Below are 17,649 nucleotides of genomic sequence, written 5' to 3'. Positions count from 1 at the left end.
GACGGGCGCACCCCTGTCCCCGTGGCGTTTCCGTCGAGAACGACGTTGTGCAGCCGAAACGGGCTTGTTGATCAGCACAACGTCGTTCTCGACGGGGGAACCCCGGGACGTCAGACCGCGATCACCGTCGGGACGATCATGGGGCGCCGCCGGTAGGTTTCCCCCACCCAACGGCCGACGACGCGGCGTACGGCCTGTGCGATCCGCAGCGTGTCGGTGATCCCCTCGGCCTCGGTACGCGACAGCTCGTCCTCCACCAGCGGCAGGACGGCGTCCAGCGCCTTGGGGTCGTCGGAGAAGCCGCGCCCCGCGATCGTCGGCGCGGCCACCGCGCGGCCCGTCGTCGCGTCCACGGCCACGGTGATCTGGATGAACCCGCCCTCGCCGAGGACCAGCCGGTCCCCCAGCGTGGACTCCCCGATGTCGCCGACCGCGAGACCGTCCACGTACACCCGCCCGACCTCGACCCGCCCGGCGATCGCCGCCTTGCCGTCCACCAGGTCGACGACGACGCCGTCCTCGGCGAGCACCACCCTGTCCTCCGGCACCCCCGTCGCGACCGCGAGCGCGGCGTTCGCGCGCAGATGGCGCCACTCGCCGTGCACCGGCATGACGTTCGACGGGCGCACCGCGTTGTAGAGGAACAGCAGCTCACCGGCCGGGGCGTGCCCGGAGACGTGCACCTTCGCCATGCCCTGGTGCACCACGGTGGCGCCCAGCCGCGTGAGCCCGTTGATCACGCCGAACACGGCGGTCTCGTTGCCCGGGATCAGCGACGACGCGAGGATCACCGTGTCCTCGGGCCGGATCGCGACCGACCGGTGGTCGCCCCGCGCCATCCGCGAGAGCGCCGACAGCGGCTCGCCCTGCGACCCCGTCGAGACGATGACGAGCTCGTCGTCGGGCAGGTGCATGGCGTCGTCCAGCTCGACGACGAGCCCCTCCGGGACCTGCAGAAACCCCATCTCGGCGGCCAGCCCCATGTTGCGCACCATCGACCGGCCGACGAAGCACACCCGCCGCCCGTGCGCCACGGCGGCGTCGAGGACCTGCTGCACGCGGTGCACGTGGCTCGCGAAGCAGGCCACGATGATCCGTGCGGGCGAGCGGTGGAACACCCCGTCCAGGACGGGCCCGATCTCCCGCTCCGCGATGACGAAGCCCGGGACCTCGGCGTTCGTGGAGTCCACGAGGAACAGGTCCACGCCCTCGTCGCCCATGCGGGAGAACCCGGCGAGGTCGGTGAGCCGCCCGTCCAGCGGCAGCTGGTCCAGCTTGATGTCACCGGTGTGCAGCACCAGGCCCGCGGGCGTACGGATCGCGACGGCCAGCGCGTCCGGGATCGAGTGGTTGACCGCGAAGTACTCGCAGTCCCATGGCCCGTGCCGGAGGCGGTCGCCCTCCCGCACCTCGTGCAGGTGCGGGGTGAGCCGGTGCTCGCGGCACTTCGCCGCGACCAGCGCGAGGGTGAACCGCGACCCCACGACGGGGATCTCCGGACGCTGGCGCAGCAGGAACGGCACGGCCCCGATGTGGTCCTCGTGGCCGTGGGTGAGGACCAGCGCGTCGATGTCGTCGAGCCGTTCCTCGATCGCGCGGAAGTCCGGCAGGATCAGGTCGACGCCCGGGGAGTCCTCGGCCGGGAACAGCACGCCGCAGTCCACGACGAGCAGCCGCCCGTCGTACTCGAAGACCGTCATGTTGCGGCCGATCTCGCCGATGCCGCCGAGCGCGACGACCCGCAGGCCGCCGTCCGCGAGCGCGGGCGGCGGCGCGGTGGGCAGCTCGGGCCGCACCGGTTCCGGAGGCGTCGAGCGGGGAGCGGGCTCGCGCCGGGGCGGGCGGGGACGGCGGTCGGACCGGGGGCGGTCCGACCGCGCGGGCGGCCGGGTCATGTCAGCGTCCTGCCCCTCGGGGGACGGGCCGGCGGGTCGTCACGGGACGGGGACCTCCGTCCTGGCACGCAGGTCGACGCCTGCCTCGGCGAGATCCGCGTCGATCGCCGCCACCTGCTCGGGAGTGGGGGGTACGAGCGGCAGGCGCGGATCGCCCATGTCCAGGCCGTGCAGCCGCAGCGCCGTCTTGACGAAGATCGCCCCGCCGACCCGGGACATCGCGCGCATCACCGGCAGCATCGACGCGTTGATGTCGCGCGCCTTCGCGACCTCGCCCGCCTCGAAGGCGTCCGTCATCGCGCGGATGCGGTCCGCGACGACGTGGCCGATCACGCTCACGTGGCCCACCGCGCCGACCGAGAGCCACGGCAGGTTCACCGGGTCGTCTCCGGAGTAGTAGGCGAGGCCGGTGGTGGTCATGATCTCCACCCCGTGCCGCAGGTCGCCGCGGGCGTCCTTCACGGCGACGATGCGCGGGTGCTCGGCGAGGCGGCGCAGCGTGTCGGCCTCGATGGCGACGACGCTGCGCGGCGGGATGTCGTAGAGCATCACCGGCAGGTCGACGGCGTCGGTGATCGTGGTGAAATGCGCGGCGAGCCCCGCTTGCGGGGGCCGCGAGTAGTACGGGGTGACGAGCAGCAGCCCGTGCGCGCCCGCCTTCTCCGAGGCCCTGGCGAGGTGCACGCTGTGCGCGGTGTCGTAGGTGCTCGCGCCCGCGACCACGGTGGCCCGGTCTCCGACCGCCCCGACCACGGCGCGGACCAGCTCGGCCTTCTCCGCGTCGGTGGTGGTGGGCGACTCGCCGGTGGTGCCGTTGACGACCAGCCCGTCGTTGCCGAGCTCGACCAGGTGCGTGGCGAGCCGCTCGGCGCGGGCGAGGTCCAGACGCCCGTCACCGTCGAAGGGTGTGACCATCGCGGTCAGCACGCGGCCGAAGGGGCGGCCCGCCTGGCGCGTGGGTGCGGGCTCTCGTTCGCGCGGGCTCATGGGATGACGGTACCCCGCCCGCGAAACGCCGCCCGGGTCAACGGGCGGCGCGCCGCGGGAGGCGGCCTACGCAGCGCGCCGCGTCGCCGTGACCAGCAGGTACTCCGCCGGGTAGGCGGTGGTGCCGCGGGTCGTCGACGTGTTCGCGCGGGTGAGCAGGTCGAGGAAGTCGCGGTCCAGGTCGGCGGACCGCTGCGGGTCGGCCGCGTTCGCGGCGTACACCGCGATCGTCGGACCGTAGTTGCGCTTCCAGTACTCGCGGAACTCCAGCGGGGTCGGGCTGTGGTCCATGACGATCGTGTCCCGCCGGACGGTGAGGTCCACCCGGTCCCCGAACAGGGCCCGGACGTGCTGCTCGTCGCCCCAGAGCGGGGCGGGCGAGGCGCCCGGTGGGGGCGGCGGCGCGTACGGCTTCATCGTGGCGAAGAGCTGCCCGATGAAGCCCTGGGGCGTCCAGTTGATCATCCCGATGCGCCCGCCGGGCCGGGTGACGCGCACGAGCTCGTCGGCCACCGCCTGGTGGCGCGGGGCGAACATCGCGCCGACGCAGGAGAACACCACGTCGAACGACGCGTCGTCGAACGGCAGGTTCTCCGCGTCGGCCTCGACCCAGTCGATCTCGACGCCGCGCTCGGCCGCTGCGGCCCGACCCGGGCCGAACAGCTCCGGGGTGAGGTCCGAGGCGACGACCGTCGCGCCGGTTGCCGCGGCGGGTACGGAGGCGTTGCCCGACCCGGCGCCGACGTCGAGCACCCGCTGGCCCGGACGCAGGTCGAGCGCGTCGACGAGGGTGGCACCGAGGGTCGGGATGAGGTCGATCGCGACGGCCGGGTAGTCCCCGGACGCCCAGAGCGCGCGGTGGCGCGCCTTGAGAGCACGGTCGGCAGCATCGGTCGGGGCGGTGGCTGTGCTGGTCATGTGCGCTTCCTTCCCTGGGGTCCTGACGGGGATGACCGTCGCGCCCCCGGCCTCGGCGGACCTGCCACCGGTGTGAAACGCGCAGGTCACAGGCCCGCTGGTGACAGGCACCGACCAGGGCGTTTCACACCGGTGACGACCTGGCGCAGGCAGCGGCGCCCACGCTCGGAGCCGTCGCCGCACGCCGCGGCGCGAGGAGGTGGACGGTGAGCGACGGAATCGGGCACGCAGCGGCCGCCTGCGCGGTGGGAGCGGCCGCGCGGGCGGCACTCGACGACGAGAGGGGACCGGACACGCCGGGACGAGCGGGCCGCGCGGCACGGGAGGTCGTTCCGGTCGCGCTGAGCATCGCCCCGTTCGGGCTGGTCATCGGGGCCACCGCGACCCATGCGGGACTCCCCGTCCTGCCGCACGCCCTCGCCGCGGCCACCACCTTCGGAGGAGCGGCGCACCTGGCCGTGCTGACCCTCGGGGCCGCCGGGGCCGGCCTCGCCGCCGCGGTGGGCATCGCGGCGCTGATCAACGCCCGGCTGCTGCTCTACTCGGCGGTGCTGGAGCCGCGGTTCCGCGGCCAGCCACCCTGGTTCCGGTGGCTCGCGCCCGCCCTCATCATCGACCAGACCTACGTCATGGTCCTCGATCGCGACGACCTCTCCGACCCCGCCGCCTTCCGGCGCTACTGGCTGACGGCGGGCGGGCTCCTCGTGACGGCCTGGGCGGCCGCCATCGGGATCGGCGGGGTGGTGGGCCCGATGCTGCCGGCCGGATCCCCGCTGGACGCCGCGGCCGCCGTCGTACTCGCGGGGCTGCTCGGGCCGCGGCTGGCGGCCTGTCGACCGGCTGCGGTCGCGGCGACGGCGCTCGCGGTGTCGATCGCGGGCGCACCCCTGCCGGGCGGGGTCGGGCTCGCGGCGGGGATCGGGGCGGGGATGCTGGTCGGGCTGCTGATGGACCGGAGCGACCGCGCGGACGTCGGGGAACCTCCAGGCCGTGCAAGGCGTGGCCGGCCCGCCGGCTCCCCGGACCCCGCTCCGGGCGACCGCCGGACGCCGTCCGACGCGGAGCACGCGGTCCCCGTCTGCGGCGGCACGTGCGGCGGTGGTCCGCGATGAGCGCCCCCGCGATCCTCGTCGCGGTGCTCGCGGTCGGCGTGGCCTCCTACCTCATGCGCATCGCCGCGATCACGCTGCTGCCCGCCTCCCGGCTCCCTGCGGCCGTCCGCCGCGCCCTCGGGCACGCGGGCCCGGCCGCGATCGCCGCCATGGTGGGGGCGGGCGTCGCGGCGGGGGTGGCCCTGCCCGAGCTGGCCGGGCGGGTGCCCGTGCTGGCCGGGGCGGTCGTCGCCGGGGCGGTGGCGTGGCGGTGGCGCGGGCTCGTCCTGCCCGTCGTGGCCGGGCTGGCCACGGTGGCCGCCCTGTCGGCGGTGCTGTAGCGCGCGGCCACGAGGGTCACCAGGGCCCACCCCCGCGCAACGAACGGCGCGTTCGTCCAGCTGAGTGGGACGAACGCGCCGTTCGTCCGTCACCCGTGCCGGCGCAGGGCCTGCCGCGCGAGTGCCACCAGGTCCGCCACCGGCGCCGCACCCGACCCTGAGGGCACCGCACCCGACCTTGCGGCCCTCGGGCCGGGTGCGGCGTGCCCGGCGACCCACTCCCGGTGCAGCGGTGACGGGCGCCCCGCCGCGACGAGCGCGCGATGCAGCGCGAGGGCGTCGCCGTCCGCGCCGAGCCGTACGAGCAGCCGGGCGACGTAGCGCAGGTTGAGCCACTGCTGGGTGCGGTCGCCTGCACGGTCCCAGTGATCCAGCACGCCGAGGAACGCGCGGGCGGCGGCGTGGGGATCGCCGTGCACGGCACGGGTGGCCGCCGCCTCCATGAGCGCGATCCCGTGCCACCAGAAGTTGCGCACGGACGCCGCGAGCGCTGCGGACTCGTCGAACAGCTCCAGCGCCCGCGCGGGCTCGGTCTTCTTGAGCACGAGGCCCAGGGCGTAGCGGGCCATCGCGAGCGCGGTGGGGTTGCCGGTGGTGTCGGCGACCTCCACCGACTCCGCCGCCGCCGCGAGCCCGCGCTCGGGTTCGCGCAGGACGGCGTGGCAGACCGCCACGTAGTAGAGCGTCCAGACCAGCCGGATCGGGTCGTCCTGGCGGCGGGCCCGGCGCACCTCCGACGTGTAGTGGCGCAACGCCGCGTCGGCATCGCCCTCGTAGAGCGCCACGTCGGCGAGCACGTCCGCGGGGTAGGCGACGCGATCCGTGCCGCGGCCGGGGACCCGGCCGCCCGCGCGGGCGGCCAGCGTGCGGGCGGCGGTGAAGTCGCCGCGGTTCCAGGCGCCGCGGGAGGCGGCGCCGACGGCGGCCGGGAGCAGGGGATGGCCGGGATCGGCGATCTCGTGGGCGTCCACGGCCCAGCCCGCGGACACGTACCCGACGCGCAGGTGCACGAGCTCCCACGCGGACGTGACCAGCCGCAGGGCCGTGTCGCCGTCGGCGTCGGCGAGCGCCCGCTCGACGGCGGTGCGCAGGTTGTCGTGGTCGGGCATGGCGCGCTCGACCCAGGCGCGCTCGTGGGGTCCGTGCAGCCCCGCCCCGACCTCGCCGGCGAACTCCGCGAACCACGCGGCATGCCGCCGGGCCGACGCCGTCTCCTCCCCGGCGACGGCCAGCCGTTCCCGGCCGTACGCGCGCAGGGTCTCGAGCACCCGGTAGCGGGTGCGGCCCTCGGTACCGAGAACGGTGACCATCGACTTGTCGACCAGCCCGATCAAGAGGTCGAGCGTGTCGTCGAGGGAGCCGGTGCCGCACACGCCGTGGACCGCGGCGGCGTCGAACCCGCCCGCGAACACCGACAACCGTGCGAAGAGCCGCTGCTCGGGCTCGGACAGCAGCCGGTAGGACCAGTCGACGGCGGCGGCGAGGCTCTGGTGGCGCGGCGGAGCGCCGCGGGCGGCGACCCCGACGAACCGCCCGGCGTCGAGCCTGCGCACGACCTCCGCGGCGTTCATGACCCGCATCCGCGCGGCGGCGAGCTCGATCGCGAGCGGCAGGCCGTCGAGCCTGCGGCAGAGTTCGGCCACCGTCTCGTCGCCCGCGAACCCGGGCCGCTGCGCAGCGGCGCGATCGGCGAAGAGCCGCTGCGCGTCCGCGTCGGAGAGCGGCTGCACCGGGGCGAGCCGCTCCCCCTCGACACCGAGGGCGGCCCGGCTGGTGGCCAGCACCGTCACCGAAGGGCACTCCCGCACGACGGCGTCGACGAGCCGGGCCACGGGGTCCAGGATGTGCTCGCAGTTGTCGACGACCAGCAGCAGCTCGCGCCCGCGCAGGTACTCGACCACGGACTCGTCGATGGACAGGCCAGGCCGTTGCTGCACCCGCAGGACGGCCGCCACCGCGTGCCCGACGGCCGCGCCGTCGCCGACGGCCGCCAGCTCGCACAGCCGGGCGCCGTCGGCGAACGACGACTCGACCCTGGCCGCGACCTCCAGGGCCAGCCTCGACTTCCCCACCCCGCCGACTCCGACCAGCGTCACGAGCGGGCCCCGCTGCAGCGCCGTGACGACGGCATCCAGCTCCTCGCGACGCCCGATGAACGACGTGGGCCGCCGCGGGAGCGCGGGCGCAACAGGCCCGGCAGGCCGGACCCGCGCAACAGGGGCGGGCGCAGCGACGGCAGGCGCAGCACGGGCAGGCCCCGCGGCGGCGCCCGGCACGGTGCCAGGCACAGCGCCAGGCACGGTGGCCGGCGCCACGGTTGCGCCCGGCGCAGCGGCCGACGCCACAGCCGCACCCGGCCCGGCCGCTGACCCCACTCCCGCACCCCGCGCGGCAGCCTGCCCCGGCCCGGCCACATCCGCGACGGTCACCACCGGCGTCGCGGCCACCGGCGGTGCCGGCTCCCCCGCGAGCACCTGCTGGTGGACGGCCCGCAGCCCCGCCCCCGGGTCGGCGCCGAGCTCGTCGCGCAGGCGTTCGCGCAGGTGGGCGTAGGTGGCCAGGGCGTCGGCCTGGCGCCCGCCGCGGGCCTGGCAGAGCATGAGCTGGCCCGCGAGCCGCTCGTCGAGCGGGTTCGCCCGCACCGCATCGAGCAGGCCGACGAGCAGCTCGGCGTGGCGCCCCGCGGCGAGGGCGGCGTCGTTGCGGTCCAGCTCCGCGGCGAAGCGCTCGGCGAGCAGCGACGTGCGAACGTCGTCGAACCAGGGCGTGTCGACCGGCCCGAACGGCGTGCCGCGCCACAGCGCGAGGGCCTCCGCGAACAGATCGGCGGCCCCGTCCGGCTGCCCGGTCGCGCGGGCGCGGGCGCTCAGCGCGCGGAACCGGTGCAGGTCGACCCGGTCCGGGTCGGCCGCGAGCCCGTACCCGCCCGCCCCGCGCGAGAGCCGGACGCCCGCGACCGGGTCCAGGCAGTGCCGCAGCCGCGAGACGTACGCCGAGAGCGCGTTGCGGGCCCGGTAGGGCGGCCGGTCCGCCCAGACGCGGTGGATCAGCGCCTCGGCGGCGACGACCCGGTTGAGCTCCACCGCGAGCACCGCGAAGACCGTGCGCTGGCGGGTGTGGCCGAGCTCGACCGGGACACCGGCGACCCGGACGTCGATCTCTCCCAGCACCCGCAGCTCCACGTCGTCGCCGATGATGCCTCCTGACCTGCGGATTTCATGCTCGGCACAACCCTAGCGAGACCTGGGGGCCGATGGTGGCCACCAGAACTCACGAGGGAGGAACGATGACGCTCGCGGCCCCGACCCCGCCGGTCACCGACCGGCGGGAGCTCTCCCGGCTGGCCTACGGCTTCATGGCCTCACAGGCACTCTTCGCGGCCCTCGACGTGGACCTCTTCAGCCACCTCGCGTGCGGTCCGCGCACGGCTGCGGAGCTGGCTCGCGACACCGGCGTACCGCCGCACCGGATGCGGACGCTGATGGCAGCGCTCGCCGCGGTCGGGCTGGTCGTCGCGGTCGGGGACACGTTCGCGAACGCGCCCGCGAGCGCGCGGCACCTGGTCGGCGCGGACGGGCTGGGCGAGTACTTCCGGCTGCAGATCGCGCAGCAGATCTACCCCGCCATGGCCCATCTCGCGGCCGGGATCACCGGCACCGGCGCCGCCTTCGACACCCTCGCGGGCCTGCTCGCCGACGCCGGTCAGGCGCAGGTGTTCACCGCGGCCCAGCACGCCGGGTCGCTCGGCCCGGCCCGGGCGCTCGCGGCCCGCGTCCCGCTGCCGGGCGCCGCGCGGCTGCTCGACGTCGGCGGCGGCAGCGGGGCGTTCGCGACGGCGTTCTGCGCCGCCAACCCGGGTCTGCGGGCGACGGTGCTCGACCTGCCCCGCGTCGTGGAGGTCGCGGCCGCCTTCGCCTGTGAGCCGGTGACGCTGCTCGCGGCCGACGCCGTGCGGGACCCGTGGCCGGGCGACCAGGACGTCGTGCTGATGTCGTACCTGCTGAGCGCACTGGCCGACGCGGAGATCGACGTCGTCCTCGCCCGGGCCCGCGGCGCCCTGCGCCCCGGCGGGAGGCTGATCGTGCACGACTTCCTGCTCGACGACGACCGCCGCGGGCCTGCACCCGCGGCGCTGTGGTTCCTGCAGTACCTCGCCTACCGCCCCGACGCCGTGTCGTTCACCGGCACCGAGCTGCGGGAGCGCGTCGCCCGCCACGGCTTCGAGCCGATGGCCCTCGACACCCTGATCCCGGAGATCACCGGGGTGATCCTCGCCCTCAAGGAGCCGTCATGACCGGAATCGCCGTCACACCGCTGGAGACCCGCCGCGACGTCGTCGTGCACGTGGCGCGGCGCGCGGAGGAGCTCGGGTACGCCAGCATGCACGTCGCGGAGGGTTGGGGACTCGACGCGGGCGCGCTGCTCGCCGAGATCGCGGTACGCACCGAACGCATCCGGCTCGCCACCGGGGTGCTCAACGTGTGGGGTCGCAGCCCCGCGACCGTCGCCATGCTCGCCACCACCCTGGACGACATCTCGGGTGGACGGTTCACGCTGGGGCTCGGCTCGGGCAGCCCGCAGCTCGCCGAGGGGCTGCACGACACGCCGTTCGACGCCCCGGTCCGGCGCCTGGAGCACACGACCCGCCAGGTGCGCCGCCTGCTCGCCGGAGAGCGGCTCGTCCCCGCCGGGGAGCACGGCGGGCGCCCGCTGCGCCTGGCCACCGATCCTCGCCCGGACGTGCCCATCCACCTCGCCGGCCTCGGCCCGGCCGCCGTCGAGCTCGCGGGGGAGGTGGCCGACGGGTGGTGCCCGTTCCTGCTGCCGGTCTCGGGGCTCCCCGAGTACTCCCGGCGGTTGGAGAAGGGCGCGGCGCGGGCCGGACGGCCGCGACCGGATGTCGTGCTGTGCCCGCCCGTCGCCGTCGCGCCGACCCGCGACCAGGCCCGCGAGCTGGCGTCCTGGTGGGTGAGCTTCTACCTGACCAGGATGGGCCCGCTGTACCGGCGCACGCTGGAACGGGCGGGCTACGCGGACGCCGTCGCCGAGGTCGTGAACGCCGCAGCCGAGCACGGGCCGACCGTGCCCGCGTCCGCCGAGGTCCTCCTGGACGAGCTGGTGGTGTGGGGTGAACCGGACGCAGCGCGCGCCCGCCTCGACCGGTGGCGGGCAGCCGGTGCCGAGCAGTTGGCGCTGGTGCTGCCGCCGCAGCGGCCCGTGGAGGAGCTCGACGCGATGCTGGAGGCGATGCGGCCGGAACCGGCCGCCTAGAAACCGCGGGGCGCGGCGGCGAGCGCGGCGACGTCGGCGTCCGCTCCCTCCACCTCGACGCGGATCGCGCCGCGCCCGAAACCGTGCAGCAGCAGCTCCCCCGGTTCGCCGGAGATCGTCACCGCCCGCTCGCCCGGGCGTGCGACGATCGGGGTGCCCTCGGGCCGGCGCAGCACCACCCCGACGGGGCTGCGGCGGTAGAGCATCCGGGCGGTGCGCTCGAGGATCGCCCACAGCTCGGCATCGCGCGTGGCGTCCGGCGGGCGCGGCTCCCAGCCGGGCTCGCCGCGGCGCACGTCCTCGTGGTGGACGTAGTGCTCGGCGCCGTTGACCAGCGCGTCCACCCCCGGGACGCGGTAGGGCGACCACAGCGGCGGCCCGTCGCGGAAGAGCGCCACCGCCTCGGCCCACGGGACGTCCGCCCACGTCGCCATCGCCTTGCGGGTGAGCGGTGCCAGCGCGTCGACGACGATCCCCGGCGACGCCCACGGCTGGCGCTCCCGGACGAGCAGGTGCGCGAGCAGGTCGCGGGCCGTCCAGCCCTCGCAGAGCGTGTGGCGCTGCGGGTCGACGGCGGCGAGGGTGTCGGCGAGGGCGGCGCGCTCCGTGACGGCGAGGCTCACGCCCCCACGCTAGCCGCGCTCACCGGTTCCGGCGTGCAGAGCGGCTCCCGGTCATGTGATTCCCCGCTCACGGGCGCCGCGCGGCGGGCTCGGGGCGGCCGGGGACGTGGAGCGATGGTGATCACGCTCGGTCTCAGGACCCGGGGGCGGATCGGGCGGCGGGCCACGCGGAGGCCCGGCGCGGGCCTCAGCCCTCCTCAGCCCTCCTCAGCCCTCCGTGACGAACGGGCTGGACGCGATCTCGGTGCCGTCCTCCAGGGTGGCGATCTCGAAGTCGCCGAAGACGTTGGGCACCGCCACCTGGAGCTGGCGCAGGCACTCGACGGCGAGCTGGCGGATCTCGACGTCAGCGTGCTCGGTGGCGCGCATCGCGACGAAGTGCCGCCACGCCCGGTAGTTGCCGGTGACGACGATGCGGGTCTCGGTGGCGTTCGGCAGCACGGCGCGCGCGGCCTGGCGGGCCTGCTTGCGGCGCAGCGTGGCGTTCGGGACGTCCGCGAACCGCTTCTCCAGGCCCGCGAGCAGCTCCTCGTAGGCCTTCACCGACGCCGCGGTGGCCTCGGCGAAGAGCGCGTGCAGCTCAGGATCGGCGGCGATGGCGTCCGGCTCGACCATCGCGGCGTTGCGCTCCGGGACGTAGCGCTGGGAGAGCTGCGAGTAGGAGAAGTGGCGATGGCGGATCAGCTCGTGGGTGAGCGAGCGCGACACCCCGGTGAGGTAGAAGCTCACCGACCCGTGCTCCAGCACCGAGAGGTGCCCGACCTCGAGGATGTGGCGCAGGTAGCCGGCGTTCGTGGCCGTGACCGGGTTCGGCTTGCCCCAGGACTGGTAGCAGGCCCGGCCCGCGAACTCGGCGAGCGCCTGGCCGCCGTCCGCATCGGTGCTCCACGGCACGTCCTCGGGCGGCAGGAACTCCGTCCTCGCGACGAGCTGGACCCTCGGCGGCACGGTCTCGGGCATGCTCGGCAGGGTAACCAACGGCACTGACAGGTCCGCGGACCGCTCACGGTGATGTCACCGAATTCCTTGACTGACGTCACATCTGACGTCATGGTGGTGTCATGGATCTCAGCCAGTACGTCGCGCGGCTGCGTGAGGATCTCGCCGCTGCGGCCGCGGCGGGCGACGAGCAGACCCGGCGCACGGCGGGGCTGCTCGCGGGCGCCATCGAACCCGCCGCCCGCCTCACCCTCATGAACGCGCTCGCCGACCTCGCCGCCGAGGTCACCGAGGCGCTCGGCGACCGCACCGTCGAGGTCCGCCTGGACGGGCGCGACGTGCGCGTGTCGGTCTCGGGCGAGGCCGAGCGCACCGAGCGGGCGGAGCGCACCGACACCCCGCCGTCGCCTCCCCCGCCGCCGCCGTTCCGGCCCGGCGGGGACGACATCAGCCGCATCACGCTGCGGCTGGTCGAGCAGATCAAGAGCCAGGCCGAGCAGGCCGCAGCCGCCCAGGGAGTCTCGCTGAACTCGTGGGTGGCGCAGGCCGTCCAGGGCGCGCTGCAGGGCGCCGACCAGCGTCACCGCCGCCGGGACCGGCGCGACGACCGCAACCTGCGAGGGTGGGTGCAGGGATGACCGGGCCGTGGGAGATGCCGGAGGCCGCGGGCTACGTCCGCGAGGAGTTCTGGCCGGTCGACGGCCCGGTGGACCTGGAGCTCTCCGTGGACGTCGGCCGCGTGCGGGTGGTGCTGGAGTCGGCTGGGCCGCAGTCGGCGGCGGGGGCCGAGGGCACCTCCGGGTCGGGGGCGGCCGGCGCGCCGGGGGCCGGAAGCGCGGCTGGCGCGCCGGGGGCCGGAAGTGCGGCGGGGGCCGGGAGTGCGGCCGGTTCCCCGGGGGTCGAAAGCGCGGCCGCGCCCGGGGCGGCAGCTTCCGGCGCCGGGGCGCACGAGGGCACCGGCGGAGAGGCGGCAGGTAGCGCGGGCGCGGCAGGCGCCGCGGGCGATCCGGCGAGCGGCACACCGGGCTCAGCGGGCACGGGCGCGGCGGACTCTGGGGGCTCGTCGGCCGGGCCCCCGGCGGACTCCCCGGTGGATTCGCCGCCGGGCTCGCCGGCCGGGTCCGGGACCGACACCGCAGCCGGGCCACCGCCCCGGGGCGTGCACGTCGAGGTGCGTCACGATCCGTCGGCGGGCACCGGCTGGTCGCGCGGCATCGGCAACATCCTGAGCTGGCTCGGGCAGAACGCGGCGTTCGACAGGTTCGAGGGCGCGTTCGACCTGCCGATCCGCGACCCGGAGCGGCTCGCCACCGACGCCGTCGCCGCGACCGAGGTCACCTGGTCCGCCGTCGCGCGCCGGCTCACGGTGCGCAGCCCGGAGGAGCTGCCGCTGCGGGTGGTGCCGCTCGCCGTCACGGTGCGGGCGCCCGAGGGCTCCCGGCTGACAGTCCGAACGGGAGCCGGTGACGTCCTGGTGACGGGCGCCGCGGCCGAGAGCGATGTCAAGACCGGCTCCGGTGACGTCAGCCTCGGGCCGATCGGCGGACACTCGCGGGTGCGCACCGGTTCGGGTGGCATCACGGTGGCCGCCGCGACCGGGCAGGCCGACATCAAGGTGGGCAGCGGCGACGTCCGGATCGGCGAGACCGCGGGCGAGCTGCGGGTGCGCTCCGGATCCGGTGACGTGGAGGTCACCGACGCCCGCTCGGGTTCGGTGGAGATCGCCACAGGTTCGGGACGGCTCACCGTCGCGGTGCACCCCGGTGTCGGCGCGGAGCTCGACCTGTCGACCGGCTCGGGCAAGGCGCGCAGCGACCTGACCGTGGAGAAGATCGCGCCCCAGCAGGCGCCGACGCTGCGGGTGCGGGGACGTACCGGCAGCGGGGACATGCTGATCACCCGGGCTGCGGTCCCGGTCTGATCACCGCGCAGCGGTCGCGCCCTGAGCACCGCGCAGGGGCCGTGGCCTGAGCACCGCGCAGGGGCCGTGGCCTGATCACCCGGCCGCGGCCCCTGCGCCCAGCACTGGACGCCCGCCACACGCCCCTCGCAGGGCCCTCGCAGCGCCCACACCCGCCTCGCAGACGCCGCAGCCCCTGCGAAGCGACCCGGACCCCTGCGAAGGCGAGCCTTCGCCGCCGAACCCACGAGGCTCGCCCGGATCACCAGACCGCGAGCGCAACCGGGCGCCCCTGCAGAGCACACCCGAGCCCTGCGAAGCAGCCCCGAGCCCTGCGAAGCCGGCGCGCCCGAGCCGCGCCACCCCTCGCAGACCCCCAACACCCCTCGCAGGCCCTGCAGCCCCTGCGAACCGCACTCAGCCCCTGCGAAGCGGGCCCCCGAACCCTGCGAAGCGGCCCCGACCTCTGCGTAGACGAGCCGGACCCCTGCGAAGCGGCCCCGGACCCCTGCGAAGGTGCAGACAGACCGGCAGGGTGCGACCAGGCCGACACCTGGCCACCCCACGCGCCCACGCCGACTCGCTCACCCGCCGGACACCGCACCCGCCGGACACCGCACCCGCCCGGAACCGCATCCGCCCGGAACCGCATCCGCCCAACCCCGCAGCCCCCTGACCGAGCCGCCTCACCCCGACGCCGGCGCCCGGCCACGGGGCGCCACCAGGGCGCGGGCGAGCGGGGCGGCCAGATCCCCCCGCTCGCCCGGCACCACCCCGTCCAACCCGAGCCATCCCGCCATCTCGCGCAGCGCCCCCACCAGCTCCGAGACGACGCGGAGGCCGTCCGCTCCGGGCTCGGCGAACGCGCCCGGGACGCGCAGCACCCCGGCTGCGCGGTCGGCCTTCAGGTCGACCCGGCCCACCAGCTCCCCGTCCAGGAGGAACGGGAACACGTAGTAGCCGTACTCGCGCTTGCGCTCCGGCACGTAGATCTCGATGCGGTAGCGGAACCCGAAGATCCGCTCCGTGCGCTCGCGCTCCCAGACCAGCGGGTCGAACGGGGACAGCAGCGCCCGCCCCTCGATCCGCCGCGGCACCCGCGCCCCGGGCACCCGGTAGGCCGGACCGCGCCAGCCCGCCACCGCGACCTCCTCCAGCGAGCCCGCGTCGACCAGCTCGGCGACGGCCGCGCGGCTGCGGTCCGGGGCGAGCCGGTAGTAGTCCCGCAGATCGGGCTCCGTCGCGACACCCAGGGCGCGGGCGGCGCCGAGGACGAGGCGGCGGGCCGCGTCGTCCGGCGCCACCGGCGGTGCGGCGAGGACCTCGGGCGGGAGGACGCGCTCGGGCAGGTCGTAGAGGCGCTGGAAGTGGCGACGCGCGCCGGTCGTGAGCTCCCCGGTGCCGAAGAGGTACTCGCAGATCCGCTTGAGGTCCGAGCGCTCCCACCACGACACCCCGGGCGGACGGGGCCGTCCGGTGTCGCCGCCGAGCAGCCGTTCGAGCTCGCCCGCACCGACGGGGCCGTACTCCTTCACCACGGCGAGCACGTCCTCCACGAGGGCGGGGTTGCGCCGCGCCAGCTCGCCGTAGTGGCGCCACCAGCCGGCGCGCTTGGCCCCGGAGAGCAGCAGCGCCCGGTCTGCCACGGGCAACAGGGACGCCTCGTGCGCCCAGTACTCGACGAGCAGGCGCGGCCGCCGCGCCGAGTGCGACCAGGCCGCGTCGTCGACGAGGGCCTGCTCGTAGGGCCCGAGCCGGCTGTAGAGCGGCATGTAGTGGGCGCGGACGGCGACGTTCACCGAGTCCAGCTGCAGCAGCCGCAGCCGCTCGACGGTGCGGGCGACGTGGCGGCGCGTCACCGCACCGGAGGGCCGCGCGTCCGCGAAGCCCTGGGCGGCGAGCACGGCCCGGCGGGCGGCGGCGGGGCCGAGAGTGGTCACGTTCTGGATGCTGCCAGGTCACCCTGACGATTCCGGACGGTGCGCTCGGCCGCCACGACGATCACGACCGCTGTCAGCACGACCGCGCCGCCCGCCAGCTGCAGCGGGACGAACCGCTCGCCTGCCACGACGACCCCGAGCACGACGGCGAGCACCGGGTTCACGTAGGCGTAGGTGGCGACGGTCGACACCGGCAGCGTCGCGAGCGCGTAGGCGTAGGCCGCGTACGCCCCCAGCGCGACGACGACCGCCAGGTACGCGAGCCCCCACCACGACGAGGCCGTCACGGCGGCCGGGTCCAGGCGCTCCCCCACGGCGAGGCCCGCGACGAGCACGATCACCCCACCGACGAGCATCTGCACGGCCGCGGTCGCGAACGGGTTCGGCGGCACCGGCAGCCGCGTCGTCGCGAACGAACCCGCTGCCCAGCCGAGGCCCGCCACGAGCACCAGCCACGGACCCCACCAGGCGGCTCCCGACACGCCCGCCGATCCGCGCGTCGGGCCGACGAGCAGCAGCACAGCCAGCCCGACCGCACCCAGCAGGACCCCGATCACGGTGGCCCGCCCGGGGCGGTCGCCCGTCACGGCACGCAGCACCACGATCCACAGCGGCACCGCGGCCAGGAGCAGCGCCGCCAACCCGGACGCCACCTGGGTCTGCGCGACGGAGACCAGCCCGTTGCCCCACGCGGGCAGCAGCAGGCCCGACAGCGCCACCGTCCCGAACTGGGGCCACGTCATCCGCAGCGCCGACCGCCCGGCGACGAGCGCGACCACGACCGCGAGCAGCGCCCCGCCGACGAGGAACCGCATCCCGCTGGCGAGCAGGGGCGGGATCGTCTCGATGACGAAGCGGATGGCCAGGTAGCTGGAGCTCCAGACCACGTACACGACGCCCAGCGCCGTCCACGACCACCGCACGCGCGTGACGTTGCCATAGCCAACGACGTCCTGTCGCGGTGATTCGCCCCCGACGATCGCCGCGGGGCTCCGCCGGGTAGACATGGCCCATGGCCACCGCCGCGGTCCGGCCCGCCACGCCTGCGGACGTCGACGACATCGTGCGGCTGCAGGCCGGCACCTGGCAGCTCGCCTACGCGGGCCTGCTGCCGGAGGCCGCTTTGGAGCACGTCTCGGGTCCCGCCGCGCGGGAGGCCTGGACGGCCGCGGTCGCGGCGGGCGGCCGTTCGCGCGTGCTGGTGGCCACCGAGGGCCGGTTCACGGTCGGGTTCTGCGCAGCCGCCGCCAGCGACGAGGCACCGGAGTGGGCCGAGATCGCCGCGCTGGTCGTCGAGGCCCGGTGGGGGCGCCGCGGGCACGGGGGGCGCCTGCTCGCCGCCGCCGCCGCGCACCTGAGCGGGCTCGGCGCCCGCTTCGGCATGGCGTGGGTCGCCGAGGTCGACGAGGTCACCCGCCGCTTCTACGCGTCCGCAGGCTGGGGCCCCGACGGGCAGGTGCGCGTCCTCGACACCGGCGAGGGCGAGCTGCGCGAGCTGCGGATCACCGGATCGCTGGACCTGGAGCTGGTCGGGAAGATCGACTAGTGGCCGGTCGTCAGGACGGGGACCGGCCGGGACCCGACGATGCGGTGGCGCAGCGCGCCGATCGCCGGGCTGCTCGTCGTCGCCACGGGCTGGGCAGCTGCCCCGGGCCTCTTCGGCGCAGCCTGCGCCGTGGTCGGGCTGCTCGTGCTCGCACGCACCCGGGAGACGCGCGGGGAGGCCGTGCGTCTCTAGGGCGCG

16 protein-coding genes are annotated in these 17,649 nt (G+C 75.9%); 8 read left to right on the top strand and 8 right to left on the bottom strand.

Annotated features, from left to right (window positions below; all coding sequences use genetic code 11):
- Positions 1 to 110: 110 nt before the first annotated feature.
- The 3 genes from AB7J25_RS04330 to AB7J25_RS04320 form a co-directional block, all read right to left on the bottom strand.
- Positions 111 to 1,895, bottom strand: a complete 1,785-nt coding sequence (locus AB7J25_RS04330) for a ribonuclease J (RefSeq protein ID WP_428505246.1) — start codon at positions 1,893 to 1,895, stop codon at positions 111 to 113.
- Positions 1,896 to 1,934: 39 nt separating this feature from the next.
- The gene (gene dapA, locus AB7J25_RS04325) at positions 1,935 to 2,882 is read right to left on the bottom strand and encodes a 4-hydroxy-tetrahydrodipicolinate synthase (protein WP_428505244.1); all 948 of its coding nucleotides are present in this window, start codon (positions 2,880 to 2,882) and stop codon (positions 1,935 to 1,937) included.
- A 66-nt stretch (positions 2,883 to 2,948) separates the two neighbouring features.
- Complete coding sequence (locus tag AB7J25_RS04320; protein ID WP_428505242.1) at positions 2,949 to 3,800, bottom strand: class I SAM-dependent methyltransferase; 852 nt, start codon at positions 3,798 to 3,800, stop codon at positions 2,949 to 2,951.
- A gap of 206 nt (positions 3,801 to 4,006) precedes the next feature.
- On the opposite strand from AB7J25_RS04320, the gene AB7J25_RS04315 reads away from it, so the two are divergent.
- A complete protein-coding gene (locus tag AB7J25_RS04315; RefSeq protein WP_428505240.1) occupies positions 4,007 to 4,912 on the top strand; it encodes an AzlC family ABC transporter permease in 906 nt (301 codons plus the stop codon).
- Positions 4,909 to 5,232, top strand: a complete 324-nt coding sequence (locus tag AB7J25_RS04310) for an AzlD domain-containing protein (protein ID WP_428505238.1) — start codon at positions 4,909 to 4,911, stop codon at positions 5,230 to 5,232. The genes AB7J25_RS04315 and AB7J25_RS04310 overlap by 4 nt, the downstream gene beginning before the upstream one ends.
- Before the next feature lie 89 nt (positions 5,233 to 5,321).
- Here the strand turns inward: AB7J25_RS04310 and AB7J25_RS04305 are convergent, their stop codons facing one another.
- On the bottom strand, positions 5,322 to 8,414 hold the full coding sequence (locus AB7J25_RS04305) for an AfsR/SARP family transcriptional regulator (RefSeq protein WP_428505236.1): 3,093 nt from the start codon (positions 8,412 to 8,414) through the stop codon (positions 5,322 to 5,324).
- Between the two features lie 104 nt (positions 8,415 to 8,518).
- Here AB7J25_RS04305 and AB7J25_RS04300 point away from each other — a divergent pair, with 104 nt between their 5' ends.
- Positions 8,519 to 9,526 (top strand): methyltransferase, encoded by a 1,008-nt coding sequence (locus AB7J25_RS04300; protein ID WP_428505234.1) that lies wholly within the window; start codon positions 8,519 to 8,521, stop codon positions 9,524 to 9,526.
- Positions 9,523 to 10,503 carry an LLM class flavin-dependent oxidoreductase gene (locus tag AB7J25_RS04295; protein ID WP_428505232.1) on the top strand — a complete coding sequence of 327 codons (981 nt, stop codon included), beginning with the start codon at positions 9,523 to 9,525 and terminating at the stop codon, positions 10,501 to 10,503. The genes AB7J25_RS04300 and AB7J25_RS04295 overlap by 4 nt, the downstream gene beginning before the upstream one ends.
- Here the strand turns inward: AB7J25_RS04295 and AB7J25_RS04290 are convergent.
- Together AB7J25_RS04290 and thyX are read right to left on the bottom strand one after the other, a co-directional pair.
- Positions 10,500 to 11,126 carry a TIGR03085 family metal-binding protein gene (locus AB7J25_RS04290; protein ID WP_428505230.1) on the bottom strand — a complete coding sequence of 209 codons (627 nt, stop codon included), beginning with the start codon at positions 11,124 to 11,126 and terminating at the stop codon, positions 10,500 to 10,502. The two genes, AB7J25_RS04295 and AB7J25_RS04290, sit on opposite strands and share 4 nt — an antisense overlap.
- A gap of 207 nt (positions 11,127 to 11,333) precedes the next feature.
- Positions 11,334 to 12,086, bottom strand: a complete 753-nt coding sequence (gene thyX / locus AB7J25_RS04285; RefSeq protein WP_428505228.1) for an FAD-dependent thymidylate synthase — start codon at positions 12,084 to 12,086, stop codon at positions 11,334 to 11,336.
- A 101-nt stretch (positions 12,087 to 12,187) separates the two neighbouring features.
- Between thyX and AB7J25_RS04280 the strand changes: the two genes are divergently transcribed.
- Both AB7J25_RS04280 and AB7J25_RS04275 read left to right on the top strand, forming a co-directional pair.
- Complete coding sequence (locus AB7J25_RS04280; protein WP_428505226.1) at positions 12,188 to 12,703, top strand: toxin-antitoxin system HicB family antitoxin; 516 nt, start codon at positions 12,188 to 12,190, stop codon at positions 12,701 to 12,703.
- Entirely contained in the window at positions 12,688 to 13,986 is a 1,299-nt protein-coding gene (locus AB7J25_RS04275) for a DUF4097 family beta strand repeat-containing protein (RefSeq protein ID WP_428505224.1), read from the top strand. The genes AB7J25_RS04280 and AB7J25_RS04275 overlap by 16 nt, the downstream gene beginning before the upstream one ends.
- 665 nt (positions 13,987 to 14,651) lie before the next feature.
- On the opposite strand, the gene AB7J25_RS04270 is transcribed toward AB7J25_RS04275, so the two are convergent.
- Positions 14,652 to 15,905: a winged helix-turn-helix domain-containing protein gene (locus AB7J25_RS04270; protein WP_428505222.1), complete on the bottom strand. Its 1,254-nt coding sequence runs from the start codon at positions 15,903 to 15,905 to the stop codon at positions 14,652 to 14,654.
- Positions 15,902 to 16,828, bottom strand: coding sequence for an EamA family transporter (locus tag AB7J25_RS04265; protein WP_428505220.1), 927 nt, complete (start codon positions 16,826 to 16,828; stop codon positions 15,902 to 15,904). Before AB7J25_RS04265 ends, AB7J25_RS04270 begins: the two co-directional genes overlap by 4 nt.
- An 89-nt stretch (positions 16,829 to 16,917) precedes the next feature.
- Here AB7J25_RS04265 and AB7J25_RS04260 point away from each other — a divergent pair, with 89 nt between their 5' ends.
- Entirely contained in the window at positions 16,918 to 17,451 is a 534-nt protein-coding gene (locus AB7J25_RS04260; RefSeq protein ID WP_428505218.1) for a GNAT family N-acetyltransferase, read from the top strand.
- A 39-nt stretch (positions 17,452 to 17,490) separates the two neighbouring features.
- Positions 17,491 to 17,643, top strand: a complete 153-nt coding sequence (locus AB7J25_RS04255) for a hypothetical protein (RefSeq protein WP_428505216.1) — start codon at positions 17,491 to 17,493, stop codon at positions 17,641 to 17,643.
- Positions 17,644 to 17,649: the final 6 nt, after the last annotated feature.

Source organism: Pseudonocardia sp. (assembly GCF_050246655.1).
Lineage (GTDB): Bacteria > Actinomycetota > Actinomycetes > Mycobacteriales > Pseudonocardiaceae > Pseudonocardia.
Note: the sequence above shows the minus strand (reverse complement) of the source record. Positions and strands in the feature narration are given on the sequence as shown.

Bases quoted from the DNA above. Each gene is read 5' to 3' on its own strand.
- AB7J25_RS04330 (WP_428505246.1), bottom strand. From the start codon at position 1,895: ATGACCCGGCCGCCCGCGCGGTCGGACCGCCCCCGGTCCGACCGCCGT.
- dapA (WP_428505244.1), bottom strand. From the start codon at position 2,882: ATGAGCCCGCGCGAACGAGAGCCCGCACCCACGCGCCAGGCGGGCCGC.
- AB7J25_RS04320 (WP_428505242.1), bottom strand. From the start codon at position 3,800: ATGACCAGCACAGCCACCGCCCCGACCGATGCTGCCGACCGTGCTCTC.
- AB7J25_RS04310 (WP_428505238.1), top strand. From the start codon at position 4,909: ATGAGCGCCCCCGCGATCCTCGTCGCGGTGCTCGCGGTCGGCGTGGCC.
- AB7J25_RS04300 (WP_428505234.1), top strand. From the start codon at position 8,519: ATGACGCTCGCGGCCCCGACCCCGCCGGTCACCGACCGGCGGGAGCTC.
- AB7J25_RS04295 (WP_428505232.1), top strand. From the start codon at position 9,523: ATGACCGGAATCGCCGTCACACCGCTGGAGACCCGCCGCGACGTCGTC.
- thyX (WP_428505228.1), bottom strand. From the start codon at position 12,086: ATGCCCGAGACCGTGCCGCCGAGGGTCCAGCTCGTCGCGAGGACGGAG.
- AB7J25_RS04280 (WP_428505226.1), top strand. From the start codon at position 12,188: ATGGATCTCAGCCAGTACGTCGCGCGGCTGCGTGAGGATCTCGCCGCT.
- AB7J25_RS04260 (WP_428505218.1), top strand. From the start codon at position 16,918: ATGGCCACCGCCGCGGTCCGGCCCGCCACGCCTGCGGACGTCGACGAC.
- AB7J25_RS04255 (WP_428505216.1), top strand. From the start codon at position 17,491: ATGCGGTGGCGCAGCGCGCCGATCGCCGGGCTGCTCGTCGTCGCCACG.